This is a genomic window from Achromobacter sp. HZ34, assembly GCF_002209485.1.
Lineage (GTDB): Bacteria > Pseudomonadota > Gammaproteobacteria > Burkholderiales > Burkholderiaceae_B > Bordetella_C.
Genome location: NZ_NJIX01000007.1, coordinates 134,687 through 146,442 on the forward strand (window position 1 = coordinate 134,687; position 11,756 = coordinate 146,442).

Consider the following 11,756-nt stretch of genomic DNA (forward strand, 5'->3'; position numbering starts at 1 on the left):
ATATTGCCGGCTTATAGTTTGCCATGCCAGTTCCCCGGCTCGATCGACCTTTCGGTATTCCCATCATGAACTTCGATTCCCTTTCCTCCCGCCCGGTGGTCCACGGCCTTACCCTGGGCGTGCTCATGCTCGATACGCGATTTCCGCGTTTTCCGGGAGAAATCGGCAATGCCGCCACCTGGTCCGTGCCGATGCAGTTCAAGATCGTGCGCGGGGCCACGCCGGCACGCGTCATCGAGGACCAGGGCCGCGGCCTGCTCGATCCCTTCGTCGATGCGGCACAGGAACTGATAGACATGGGTGTGCGCGGCATCACCACCAGCTGCGGCTTTCTTGCCCTGTTCCAGCGGGAACTGAGCGAACGGCTGTCCGTGCCGGTCGCCACCAGCGCGTTGCTGCAGGTGCCCATGGTCGAACGCATGCTGCCCGCAGGCAAGCGGGTGGGCATACTCACCATCAACCAGGTGGCCCTGACGGAATTGCACCTGGCCGCGGTGGGCGTGGACCCCGCCACCCCCATGGTCGGCATGCCGGAGGAAAGCCTGTTCCGGCGCGTGTTCACCGATCAAGCCCAGCCTTCGGAGGCCGATTTCGCGGTGCTGGAGCTGGAGATGGTGGTGGCGGCCCAAAGCCTGGTTGCCCAGTTTCCCGATGTGGGCGCCATCGTCTTCGAATGCACCAATATGCCGCCTTTCGCCGCCGCGGTCCGTCGCAACACCGGGCTGCCGGTATTCGACGTGGTGGGCATGCTGCGGTGGTTCATCGACGGGCTGCGGCTGCAATCCGCTTGATCAGGGTTTGCCCGCATTGATGCGCTGCGCGAAATAGGCGTTCGGCACTTTCGCCACATCCCCCGGCGCCAAAGCACAAAAATCTGGCAGATTCATGAATATCCGCCGCTGGGATGAGGAAATGCGCGATTAGAATTCTTCCCGGTGGATAGGCCCGGTCCCGTGGACGCGGACTATCTGAAGCGCTTCCAGGCGAATGTTCTGTACTCAGGAGACTGCCGTGATCACACGCAGAAGTTTTGTATCGGCCACATGTGCGTTCGGCCTAGGTTCGATGATTTCCATGCCGGCATTTGCCCAAAATGAATCGACCATGGCGCGCATCAAGCGGACCAAGGTCTTGCGCACCGGCTTCATCGCCGGCGCCGCGCCTTACTACGTCAAGTCGGTGGCGACCGGCCAGTGGCAAGGCTTCTGCGTCGACTTCGCCAACCAGCTGGCGGAATCCCTGGGCGTCAAGCTGCAGGCGATCGACACCACGTGGGGCAACGCGGTGCTGGACCTGCAATCGAACAAGATCGACTGCATGTTCGGCCTGGCGCCCACCGAGCAGCGCAAGAAGACGGTCGGCTTCACCGACCCGCTGTTCCAGAACACGTTCACGCTGGTCGCCAAGAAAAGCTTCGATCCCAAGACCTGGGACGACGTCAACAAGCCGGAAGTGCGCCTGTCGGTGGACCAGGGTTCGAACCAGGACACCTTCGCCACCCAGACGCTGACCCAGGCGAAGCTGAATCGCTTCGAGACCTCGGGTGACGCGACGCTGGCGCTGCAGACCGGGCGCGTCGATGCGCAGGTGCTGGTGATCCTGCTGGCCGTTACCGTGCTGTCGAAGTCGCCGCAGCTGGGCCACCTGGTGATCCCGACCCCGGCCGCGACCGCGCCCACTTCCATCGGCGTGCAGAAGGAGCCCGACCAGGCCTTCACCGAGTACGTCAACCAGTGGCTGAACGCCGAGCGCTCCAAGGGCGTGATCAAGCAGACCATCATCGACAACATGCAGAAGCTGGCGGGTGTCGATCCCAAACTGTTCCCCAAGGAAGCCACGTTCTGAACGTAGGAACGCTCGTCTCCCCTGGCATCCCGGGGGGACGAGCGAGCATTGCAGGAATTTCAAGGAGCGGTTGTGTATCAGTGGGACTTTGGCTCGATCTGGGTCTACCACAAGCTGTTGTTGAGCGGCCTGGCCTATACCGTGGGGTATACGGTCATCGTGGTGGCGGCGGGCCTGGCCGTGGGTCTGGCGGTCGGCATCGGCCGGGTGCGCGCACCGTGGTACATCGCGGCCATCCTGCGTGCGTATGTGGAAATCTTCCGCTGCACGCCGGTGCTGGTGCAGCTGATCTGGTTCTACTACGCGCTGCCCGTCCTGGCCAATATCGAGATGACCCCCACCACGGCGGCGGCGCTGTCGCTGACGCTGTACGGCGGGGCGTTCTATTCCGAGATCGTGCGCGCGGGCATCCAGGGTATCGACTGGGGCCAGACGGAAGCCGGCCTGGCCATGGGCATGCGCACCAAGCAGGTCATGCGGCGCATCATCCTGCCGCAGGCGTTCCGGCGCATGGTGCCGCCCTTGATGAGCCAGTCCATCATGCAGTTGAAGAATACGTCGCTGCTGTCGGTCATCGCGGTGCCGGATCTGCTGTACCAGGCGCAATCGGCCGCGCATGATTCGTATCGTCCGCTGGAGCTCTATACGATTACCGCCCTTTGCTATTTCATCGTGCTGTTCCCGGCCACGCTATGGTCCAAGCGCATCGAGAACCGTCTGGCCAGACAGGACAGGAATGCGTCATGAGCGACCTGATGATCGAAATCAACAATCTCAGCAAGTGCTTTGGCGATCATGTGGTGCTGAAGGATATTTCGCTGCAGGTGCAACGGGGTTCCGTGGTGGCGATGATAGGCCCGTCGGGGTCCGGCAAGTCCACGCTGCTTCGCTGCATCAATCTGTTGACGATGCCCGATGGCGGCAGGATACGGGTGGGCCAGCGCAGCATGGACTTCGACAGCGGCCATGGCCGGCGCATACCCGAGAAGGAACTGGCCAGTTATCGCGCCACCACGGGCATGGTGTTCCAGCACTTCAATCTGTTCCCGCACATGACCACGCTGCAGAACGTCATGGAAGGGCCGGTGACGGTGAAGAAGGTGCCCAAGGAGCAGGCGCGTGAATTGGCCATGGAGCTGTTGACGCGGGTGGGGCTGGCGGAAAAGGCCGAGGCCTATCCCGACATGCTGTCCGGCGGGCAGAAGCAGCGGGTGGCGATCGCGCGCGCGCTGGCGCTGCGGCCGGAGGTGATGCTGTTCGACGAGGCCACTTCGGCGCTGGATCCGGAACTGGTGGGCGAGGTGCTGGCCGTCATCAAGGCCTTGGCCGAGGACGGCATGACCATGATCCTGGTGACTCACGAGATCGCGTTCGCGCGCGAGGTGGCGGATCAGGTGATCTTCATGCGCGACGGGGTCGTCGTCGAGGCGGGGCCGGCGGACCAGGTGATCGACGCCCCCAGGCAGACCGCGACGCAATCCTTCCTGGCGCGGTTCAACAAGGCTTGAAATCGGGCGGGTGCTTTCGGGCACCTGGCCGGGCGCCCGTGGCGCGGCGCCGCTAGCCGGGCACTGCTAGCCGGGCGCCACCATTCCGCTGTCTTGGCGGGGCGGGTGGTGCCTACGCTTTCCCGAGGCCGGGAAATACCTTTCCTTCATTCCAACGGAATGTCTTCCCATTTCGTGATGGGCATGAGGGCTTCGCCCACCACGGGCAGGTCGGCGCCCACGGTGTCGTACTCGCGTAGCGGGCTCAGGTCCAGGCCGGTCTTGCTTTCGATGGTGGGAATGGAGGCGCGCCATTGCAGCACGTCCACCGGGGTGTCCTTGGGCGGCGGCGCGGCGCCATGCCGTTGCAGCGAGAACAAGGGCGTCTGGTCGGCGATCATCGCCACGGCCTTGAGCCCGCTGGCGCCTTTCCATACGACCACCTTCCAGAACGCCGACGGCACCTGCACGTCATCGGCCCACAGGTCGTTGACGTCGTCGAGGATGGGGCCCTGCAGCACGGTCACGGGCTTGTCGCGGCCGCTGTCGAAGATGCCTTTTTCCAGGACGTAGCGTTCGATGCCCTGCCAGTACTCGATGGATTCGTTGAACTTCCAGTGCTGCGGCGTGCAGTTGGTGAAATGGAAGGTGTCGGCGTTGGCGCGAGTGGCGAACTTGCCCCAGTTGGGATCTTCGCGGCGGGTCAGGTGGCCGCGGTCGAACAGGTGGCTCCAGCCGGAGTAGAAGGCCTGGCCGACGGTGTAGGTGGTGTTGATGCGCGAGTCGTTGTACCAGACGTCGCCTTCGGGCTGCTCGGCCGCGGGTTGGCCCGTCTTGCGGTCGATCGCCAGCCACGTGGCGCCGTCGATATTGGTGGCGGTGAACAGGGCCAGACGGCGGGCCTTATGGTGCGCGGACAGGGCTGGCCCCGTTCATCCAGCTCGTCGTCGAACACCACGGTGGCCTGGCCGGCGGCCTGGGCGTCCGTGATCACGTGCTGGTTGGTGATGAACAGCGTCGGGCTGATCAGGAAGCCCGTGCCGGAGATGGTTGCCGAGGGCGTCTGCAGGAGGACTCGCCCGACGGCGCGGCGCGTGGCGGCACCCTGGGGCAGGAAGGCGGCCGGCTGGAAGTCGTTGGTGCCGTGCACGGCTTCGGCCAGTCCCGATTCGCGCTTCACACGCGCATCGAAGGCCGCGCAACGGGTGGTGTCGTCGTCCGCCTTGCGCCAATCGCCGGCGCCGACCAGCGCCCTGGTGTGCCTGCGTTCGTCGCAAGTCGCGGCGATGCGCCGCAGGATGTCGCTGATGGTGCCCTGACGCATGGGAATCTCCTGCCTTGGATGCCGGAGGATCTTCGAGTTGCCGCGTGACAGCGGGGTGACATTCATTTTTTATTGCAAATGGCTGGGCAAGGCCACATGCGTTTGTTTCTCAAATTTCTGTCTTGACAGAAATAACTGAAGCCCATAAAGTGGCTTCCATGAAACTCTCGCCTGTCTCCGAACGATTCATCCTCCACTGGGGGGAAATGGGCTCCCGCTGGGGCGTCAATCGCACCGTCGCGCAGATACACGCCTTGCTGTATCTGCTGGGACGCCCGGTGCCGGCCGATGAGATTGCCGATACCTTGGGCGTCGCCCGTTCCAATGTCAGTACCAGCCTGAAGGAACTGCAGTCCTGGCGCCTGGCCAAGGTGGTCCACGTCATGGGCGACCGCCGCGATCATTTCGAGACATCGACGGATGTGTGGGAGCTGTTCAAGCTGATCGTCGAAGGGCGGCGCCAGCGCGAAATCGATCCCACGCTGACGATGCTGCGTGACAGCCTGGCCGGCCCGGAGATGGCGACGGAAGACGCCGCCACGGAACAGCGCATCCGCGACACCTTGGTGTTCCTGGAAACCCTCACCACCTGGGCCGACGAGATGCTGCGCATGAAGCCCGAAACGCTGATGAAGACGCTGGGCATGGGCGCCAAGCTGAGCCGGGCAGTGCGGCGTACGGGGAAGTGAGCAGCGGAGCGGGCGGAAATTCGTCCGCTTTTTTTTGATCTTAAATTTCTGTCTATACAGAAATAACTGTAAAGAGGAGGTCGTCATGAGTCGAACGGGGATGAACGTCCTGGTCTGCGGTGCGCGAGGCTTCATCGGCGCCGCCTTGTGCGAGGCCCTGGCACGCGACGGGCATCGCGTGTTCAAGGGCGTCAGGCACGCCAGGCTTCGGAAAAACCGCCGAGATGAAAGCGGTGAAGGCGGCGGCGTCCACGGCGCAAGCAGCAACCAGATCGGCGCCGATGAGATCGGCATTGACTACGCCATCGACACCGACTCTGCCACCTGGGTCCCCAGGCTGCAAAACATCGATGTCGTCATCAACGCCATTGGCATCCTGGTCGAAGGGCAGGGCCAGACCTTCGACCTGCTGCACCGGCGCGCTCCGATCGCGCTGTTCGACGCCTGCCAGCAGGCAGGCGTGCAGCACATCGTGCAGATCTCCGCCCTGGGGACCCAGAACGGCGCCACGCGCTACTTCCAGAGCAAGCGCGCGGCGGACGACCATCTGCGGTCCTTGCCGATTCGCCATCACGTCCTGCGCCCCGCGCTGGTCTACGGAACCGCTGGCGCATCGGCCCGTTTTTTCCGCGCGCTGGCCACCTCGCCGATACATCCGCTGCCAGCCGGCGGCCATCAATTGCTGCGGCCCATCCACGTCGATGAACTGGCCGAGATCGTCGTCCGCTTGCTGAGATCGGGGGCTGCGCAGGGAGCGGCCTGGGATGCAGTGCCGGACACGGTGGACGCCGCCGTGAATGACGCGGGCGACCAGTCGCTGCGGCGGCCGGTGAGCAAGCAGTCGCCGGGCTCGGCAGACGAGCCGCCGCTGGGCCTGTCAGTTGGTCAGCCGCTCGATCTGGTAGGCGGCACGCAGGTCGAGTATCGCGACATGCTCGCCGCCTACCGAAAGTCCCTGGGCTTCCCCGCCGCGTGGCGCATCAGCATTCCGGCCCCATTGATCGCCCTGGGCGCGACGCTGCTGGACCGGGTGCCCGGTTCGGTGCTGACGCGCGACACCTGGCGCATGCTGAACGAAGGCAACACCGCCGAGGCCGCCACCACCGCCAAGATACTGGGCCGCGCGCCTGCCGGCGTCGACGCCTTCATCCGCCCGCAGGACGCCCCGGCGCTACGCCAGGAGGGCCTGGCCGCGTGGCGCCCCCCCTTGCTGCGAGGCGCGCTTGCCCTGACCTGGATAGGCACAGCCATCTGCAGCGCCTTCATCTATCCGCAGGCGGCCAGCCTGGATCTGCTGGCCCGGGTGCATCTGCATGGCGCCCTGGCGCTGGCGGTGCTGTATCTGGCATCGGCCCTGGACTTCATCCTGGGCGTGGCGACACTGCTGCGTCCCGGCCGCCGCCTGTGGGCGGCGCAGGTACTGCTGATCACTGGCTACTCCGTTCTCATCGCCTTCGCGCTGCCGGAATTCCTGTGGCATCCCTTCGGCCCGATTCTCAAGAACCTGCCCATCCTGGCGCTGTTATTCGTCTTGTTCAGTGAAGAGACCCAAGCATGAACTCCTACCTCGTACTCAAGGCATTGCATATCCTGTCCTCGGTCCTCATGGTGGGTACCGGCTTCGGCACCGCGTTCTACCTTTTCTTCACCAATCGCACGGGCAATGTGGCGTCCATCGCCACTGTCTCCCGCCTGGTGGTCAGGGCCGACCTGTGGTTCACCACGCCTGCCGTCATCTTCCAGCCCCTCTCCGGCCTGTGGCTGGCCCACTCGGTGGGCTGGTCCTGGGCGACGCCCTGGATCCAGCTTTCGATCGCGCTGTACATCATGGCGGGGATCTGCTGGCTGCCGGTGGTCTGGCTGCAGGCCGAGATGGCCAAGATGGCGGCCGCGGCCCACGCCGATGGCGCCAATACCCTGCCGGTCCGCTATTGGCGCTTCGCCCTGTGGTGGGAACGCCTGGGCTATCCCGCCTTCATCGCCATGGTCGTGGTGTATTTCCTCATGGTGCTCAAGCCCGCGCTGTGACGCGGGGCGGGAAAGCGGGGGGTGGCGCGCAGGGGCAAGGTATGGTTAAGATGGCCGCCAATATCCGCACCGAATGAGTCTGCACCGTATGAGCTAGTCCCCCCTGGCGCGTGCCGCCGCGGGCCGCTGACGTCACGTCCTGCTTGAGGAGACAAGCATGAGAAGAACGGCGAGGTGTGCTCCTGGATTTACCCCTGACGATATTGCCCGATTGACCGATCGGGGGACATCGTGACAGCTGTCGTCCCGACGCTATCCGAACCGGCGATCCGCCCCTTCGCGATTCCTAATTACCGCAGGCAATGGGTCGCCGACCTCAGCACTTCCTGCGCTTTCGAAATAGAAACGCTGGCCCTGGCCTGGTACGTACTCGTCGAGACGGGCTCGGTGGTGCTGATGGCCGCCATCGCCTCGCTGCAGTTTCTGGGGACGCTGGTATCGCCGCTGCTCGGCGCGCTGTGCGATCGACACGGCCAGCGCAACACCATGCTGGCCATGCGCCTGTACTACGTCACGGTGGCGGCCGTCCTGCTGCTGTTCGCGCATACGGACAACCTGACACCGTGGCTGGCCCTGGGCTTCGCCACGCTCAGCGGCGTGATCCGGCCATCGGACATGGGCATGCGCAATGTCGTCACCAGCGGCATCGTGCCTCGGTCCGTCATGCTGCCCGCCATCGGGCTGTCGCGGATGACGATAGACCTGGCGCGGATGGGCGGGGCGCTGACGGGCGCTGCCCTGATGGCCACCCTGGGCTTGGCCTGGGCCTACGCCATTGTGGTGGCGCTTTATGCGACCGCTGCCTTCTTCACCGCAAGCCTGCGCATGGACCGGCCGGTCTGGCACGCGGACGGTGCTACCGTCTTCGGCCAGTTCCAGGCTGCGCTGCGTTCCGTGCGCGGCGCGCCGGCGCAAACGGCCACCATGATCATGGCCTTCATGGTGAATTTCTCCGCGTATCCCTTCGTGACGGGCCTGCTGCCCTATGTCGCCAAGGAGCGCTTCGGCATGGACGAGTACGGCTTGGGGATGCTGATCGCCGTCACGGCCACCGGCAGCATCACGTCGTCCATCCTGCTGTCACGCATCCGCCTGCCCAGCCCCGCCAGGACGATGCTGTGCTTCAGCGTGGTCTGGCATGCCCTGATCGTCGCTTTTGCGCTGACCAAGTCGCTGCCGCTCGCCTTCGGCATCATCTATCTGGCTGGCGTGGCCCAGAACCTGTGCATGATTCCGATGGCGGCCTTCCTGCTGGGTAATGTCGCGCCGTCCCTGCGCGGCAGCGTGATCGGCCTGCGCTCCATGGCCGTCTATGGCCTGCCCCTGGGGCTGATGGTGTCCGGCTACGTACTCAATCACGGGGTGGCCTTCTGGCTGCTGGCGCTGGTGTTCGCCGGCATCGGCATCAGCGTCACGGTGATCGTCTGGCTGAAGTATCGCCAGCACTGGCGGCCCGCATCGATGGCGTGAAGGACGACTGCGTGACGACGACGGCGTGAGAGATGACGGCGTGCGGTCGACGGGGCCGTCGGGCGCGAATTATTCAAAGCCCTCGCCGGACTCGTCCAACAGGCGATGCTTGATGGCGTAGTGGATCAGCTCCGCCTGGTTGTTGATCCGCATCTTCTGCTGGACCCGCGTCTTGTAGGTGCTGATGGTCTTGCCGCTGATGCAAAGCAGCGCGGCGATCTCGCCGATGGTGCGGCCCATGGCCAGATGGCGGAAGACCGAGTACTCGCGGTCGGACAACTGCTGATGGGGCAGGGCGCTGGCGGCGGGTGAGAAGTCGCGCGCGATTTTCTCGGCGATGTCCATGTTCAGGTAGACGCCCCCGCCGGCTACCTTGCGTACCGCTGCCACCAGTTCCGCGGCGGCGCTTTCCTTGGTCAGGTAGCCGGACGCCCCGGCCTTCAGCGCGCGCACGGCATACTGCTGTTCGCCATGCATGGTCAGCACCAGGACAGGCAGGCGGGGGAATTCATCCTTGATCTGGCGTATCAGCTCGACGCCGCTGCGGCCCGGCATGGACAGGTCCAGCAGCAGCACGTCCCAGTTGCCCTGGCGCAGCAGCGTCAGCGCTTCGGCGCCATTGGACGCTTCGCCCTGGACCGACAGCCCCTCGGCCATGCCCAGGATCTGTTTCAGGCCTTCCCGCACCAGAGTGTGATCGTCGGCCAGCAGGATGCGCGTCATGATGTTTTTTCGACCATGTCGGTGGTGATGGTGGGAACGGTGGCTATCAGGTGAAAGCCTTGTCCGGGTTCGCTTTGCAGGACGAGGGTGCCCCCAAGCAGCCGCACCCGCTCGCGGATGCCCAGCAGGCCAAATGATTCTGCCTTGCCCATTTGCGTCGGGGTGGCCCCGACACCGTTGTCGCGGATATCGATACGGCATTGCCGTGCGTCGCACTCCAGGCGCAGGGTGATGCGGGTGGCGCCGGCATGGCGCGCCGTGTTGGTGAACGCTTCCTGGACGATACGGAATACGGCGGTCGTGAGTTCATGGCCCAACTCTATCTGCTCATCGCCGATATGAACATCCGTCTCAATAGCGTAGCGCTCGCTGAAGTCCTGTGCTAACCATTCGACCGCCGCGAAAAGTCCCAGGTCATCCAACATGACAGGCCGCAAGTTGGAGGCGATGCGCCGGACCGAGGCCACGGTGGCGTTGATCAAGGCATGCAGCGACGCCGCCTGCGCGCGGGCCGCCGCCGCACCGTCCGGCAGCATGCCTTCCAGCAGCGACAAGCCCATCTTCATGGCCGTGAGGCTTTGGCCGAGGTCGTCATGCAGTTCACGCGCGATATGGGTTTTTTCTTCCTCGCGAATGTTCTGGATGGCGGTCGACAAACGCGTCAGTTCGTTGCGTGACGATTCGAGTTCGCGGTTGGCCCTTTCCCGTTCGGTGACGTCGCGCAACTGCACGGTGTACAGCTTGCCGTGCTCGTCTTCCCATTGCGAGATGGACGCCTCCAGCGGGAATTCCTCGCCATTGGCGCGCAGGCCGGTGACCTTGCGGTCGCCGCCCATCTGCCGCTCGGATACGCCGGTGCGGCCGAAGCGGGCCAGGTCCTGCGGGTGCGTGTGGTGGAAACGGCGCGGGATGAAGCGGTTGAGCGATGTGCCGATGGCTTCGGCGGCGGGGCACAGGAAGATGCGCTCGGCCGCCGGGTTGAAGATGACGATGGTCTGCGTGGCATCGACCGTAATGATGGCCTCCATGGCCGATTGGATGATGCCGTAGAGACGGGTTTCGCTGGGGGCAGGCATGGCGGAAGAGGGAGCGCAGAAAAGCCGAGATCAAAGTATACGGCGGGGTCCGGGAACCAGGAGCGCCACGGGGCGCCGGCAGACCCGCCGCCAGATCCGCCGCCTTAGTGCGACAGCAGCACCGGCACGGCGGTGGCCCGCAAGACGGCACTGCAGGCGCCGCCCATGACCCATTCACGCAGGCGGTGATGGCCGTAGGCGCCCATGACGACGAGGTCGCTGCCCCGCTCGTCGGCGCATTCCAGGATGAGCCGGCCGACGTCGTTCTGATGGCCATCGCGTATCAGCCGCTGGGGGGGCGGGTAGCCGTGCGCGGCGAAGTAATCGTGCAGGTCGTCCCGCACGGCCGGCGTGACCGGGCGCGAGGTCACCGACAGCACCAGCAGTTCGTTGGCCCGGCGCAAAACGGGATCGGCGTCGGTCAGCGCCCGCGCCGCCTCGCGCCCCTGGTCCCAGCAGAACATGACATTGCGGCCCAGCGGCGGCAGGTCCCCCTGGGTGGGGATGATCAGCACCGGCCGGCCCAGGGTCATGATGATGGATTCGGTGAAATAGGGGGTGACCACGCTTTCCGGGTCGTCTTCGCCGGACTGGCCCAGTACCAGCAGGTCACAGGTGCGCGCATGGCGGGCCAGCGCTTCGGCCGGCAAGCCTTCGGGCGCGCGCCATTGGACCGGAACGCCGGCCTCGCGCGCCGCGCTTTGCAGCAAGTTGTGCGCGGCCTTGCGGTTATCCGTCAGGCGGCGCTGCAGCACGGCGTAGACGTCGTCCGGGACGATGCCTTCGTCATAGGCGTATTGCGGCGGCAGGTAGCTGGTGTAGATGCCGACCAGGGCGGCCTCGTGGTCGCGGGCGACCTGGGCCGCGGCCCGCACGCGGCGTGTGCACGCGGCGTCGTCATCGAGGTGGACGGCGATGCGTTTGAACATGGGCAACCCCAGCAATCATGAAATTTCAGCCTGGATCGTAGGCGCGTGGGACGGGCGGCATATTGATGTGGCTCAAACGGCATGCGGGTGGCGGCCGCCGAATGGTGCTTGTTTAACGCTGTTTTGATAAATGTGACGGCGCACCGCTGCGATGTGGCGGTAACCAGGACGAAAGCGAAGCTAAA

The 11,756-nt window shown here is 64.8% G+C and carries 12 protein-coding genes; 8 read left to right on the forward strand and 4 right to left on the reverse strand.

Annotated elements, in window-relative coordinates; all coding sequences use genetic code 11:
• Positions 1–65 precede the first annotated feature (65 nt).
• The 4 genes from CEY05_RS24990 to CEY05_RS25005 all read left to right on the forward strand — a co-directional run bounded on the left by CEY05_RS24990 (position 66) and on the right by CEY05_RS25005 (position 3,353).
• Positions 66–791: an aspartate/glutamate racemase family protein gene (locus tag CEY05_RS24990; RefSeq protein WP_088599990.1), complete on the forward strand. Its 726-nt coding sequence runs from the start codon at positions 66–68 to the stop codon at positions 789–791.
• Positions 792–1,104: 313 nt separating this feature from the next.
• Positions 1,105–1,845 carry a transporter substrate-binding domain-containing protein gene (locus tag CEY05_RS24995; RefSeq protein ID WP_233161701.1) on the forward strand — a complete coding sequence of 247 codons (741 nt, stop codon included), beginning with the start codon at positions 1,105–1,107 and terminating at the stop codon, positions 1,843–1,845.
• A 72-nt stretch (positions 1,846–1,917) separates the two neighbouring features.
• Positions 1,918–2,592 carry an amino acid ABC transporter permease gene (locus tag CEY05_RS25000; RefSeq protein WP_088599992.1) on the forward strand — a complete coding sequence of 225 codons (675 nt, stop codon included), beginning with the start codon at positions 1,918–1,920 and terminating at the stop codon, positions 2,590–2,592.
• Positions 2,589–3,353 carry an amino acid ABC transporter ATP-binding protein gene (locus tag CEY05_RS25005; protein ID WP_088599993.1) on the forward strand — a complete coding sequence of 255 codons (765 nt, stop codon included), beginning with the start codon at positions 2,589–2,591 and terminating at the stop codon, positions 3,351–3,353. The genes CEY05_RS25000 and CEY05_RS25005 overlap by 4 nt, the downstream gene beginning before the upstream one ends.
• 146 nt (positions 3,354–3,499) lie before the next feature.
• Here CEY05_RS25005 and CEY05_RS25010 read toward each other — a convergent pair whose 3' ends face one another.
• On the reverse strand, positions 3,500–4,252 hold the full coding sequence (locus CEY05_RS25010; protein WP_088599994.1) for a DNA/RNA non-specific endonuclease: 753 nt from the start codon (positions 4,250–4,252) through the stop codon (positions 3,500–3,502).
• 562 nt (positions 4,253–4,814) lie between these two features.
• Between CEY05_RS25010 and CEY05_RS25015 the strand changes: the two genes are divergently transcribed.
• The 4 genes from CEY05_RS25015 (at position 4,815) to CEY05_RS25030 (ending at position 8,843) form a co-directional block, all read left to right on the forward strand.
• The gene (locus CEY05_RS25015; RefSeq protein ID WP_088599995.1) at positions 4,815–5,345 is read left to right on the forward strand and encodes a GbsR/MarR family transcriptional regulator; all 531 of its coding nucleotides are present in this window, start codon (positions 4,815–4,817) and stop codon (positions 5,343–5,345) included.
• Between the two features lie 85 nt (positions 5,346–5,430).
• The gene (locus CEY05_RS25020) at positions 5,431–6,903 is read left to right on the forward strand and encodes an SDR family oxidoreductase (RefSeq protein ID WP_233161702.1); all 1,473 of its coding nucleotides are present in this window, start codon (positions 5,431–5,433) and stop codon (positions 6,901–6,903) included.
• Positions 6,900–7,373: a DUF2269 domain-containing protein gene (locus tag CEY05_RS25025; RefSeq protein WP_088599997.1), complete on the forward strand. Its 474-nt coding sequence runs from the start codon at positions 6,900–6,902 to the stop codon at positions 7,371–7,373. The genes CEY05_RS25020 and CEY05_RS25025 overlap by 4 nt, the downstream gene beginning before the upstream one ends.
• A gap of 231 nt (positions 7,374–7,604) precedes the next feature.
• Positions 7,605–8,843 (forward strand): MFS transporter, encoded by a 1,239-nt coding sequence (locus CEY05_RS25030; protein ID WP_158219419.1) that lies wholly within the window; start codon positions 7,605–7,607, stop codon positions 8,841–8,843.
• Between the two features lie 69 nt (positions 8,844–8,912).
• Here CEY05_RS25030 and CEY05_RS25035 read toward each other — a convergent pair whose 3' ends face one another.
• From CEY05_RS25035 to CEY05_RS25045, 3 genes are all read right to left on the reverse strand, one after another.
• Entirely contained in the window at positions 8,913–9,566 is a 654-nt protein-coding gene (locus tag CEY05_RS25035; RefSeq protein ID WP_088599999.1) for a response regulator transcription factor, read from the reverse strand.
• A complete protein-coding gene (locus tag CEY05_RS25040) occupies positions 9,563–10,642 on the reverse strand; it encodes a PAS domain-containing sensor histidine kinase (RefSeq protein ID WP_088600000.1) in 1,080 nt (359 codons plus the stop codon). The genes CEY05_RS25035 and CEY05_RS25040 overlap by 4 nt, the downstream gene beginning before the upstream one ends.
• Before the next feature lie 104 nt (positions 10,643–10,746).
• Positions 10,747–11,571 carry a universal stress protein gene (locus CEY05_RS25045; protein WP_088600001.1) on the reverse strand — a complete coding sequence of 275 codons (825 nt, stop codon included), beginning with the start codon at positions 11,569–11,571 and terminating at the stop codon, positions 10,747–10,749.
• Positions 11,572–11,756 lie beyond the last annotated feature (185 nt).

Coding starts and splice junctions, on each gene's coding strand:
- CEY05_RS24990 (WP_088599990.1), top strand. CDS start 66: ATGAACTTCGATTCCCTTTCCTCCCGCCCGGTGGTCCACGGCCTTACC.
- CEY05_RS24995 (WP_233161701.1), top strand. CDS start 1,105: ATGGCGCGCATCAAGCGGACCAAGGTCTTGCGCACCGGCTTCATCGCC.
- CEY05_RS25005 (WP_088599993.1), top strand. CDS start 2,589: ATGAGCGACCTGATGATCGAAATCAACAATCTCAGCAAGTGCTTTGGC.
- CEY05_RS25015 (WP_088599995.1), top strand. CDS start 4,815: ATGAAACTCTCGCCTGTCTCCGAACGATTCATCCTCCACTGGGGGGAA.
- CEY05_RS25020 (WP_233161702.1), top strand. CDS start 5,431: ATGAGTCGAACGGGGATGAACGTCCTGGTCTGCGGTGCGCGAGGCTTC.
- CEY05_RS25025 (WP_088599997.1), top strand. CDS start 6,900: ATGAACTCCTACCTCGTACTCAAGGCATTGCATATCCTGTCCTCGGTC.
- CEY05_RS25035 (WP_088599999.1), bottom strand. CDS start 9,566: ATGACGCGCATCCTGCTGGCCGACGATCACACTCTGGTGCGGGAAGGC.
- CEY05_RS25040 (WP_088600000.1), bottom strand. CDS start 10,642: ATGCCTGCCCCCAGCGAAACCCGTCTCTACGGCATCATCCAATCGGCC.
- CEY05_RS25045 (WP_088600001.1), bottom strand. CDS start 11,571: ATGTTCAAACGCATCGCCGTCCACCTCGATGACGACGCCGCGTGCACA.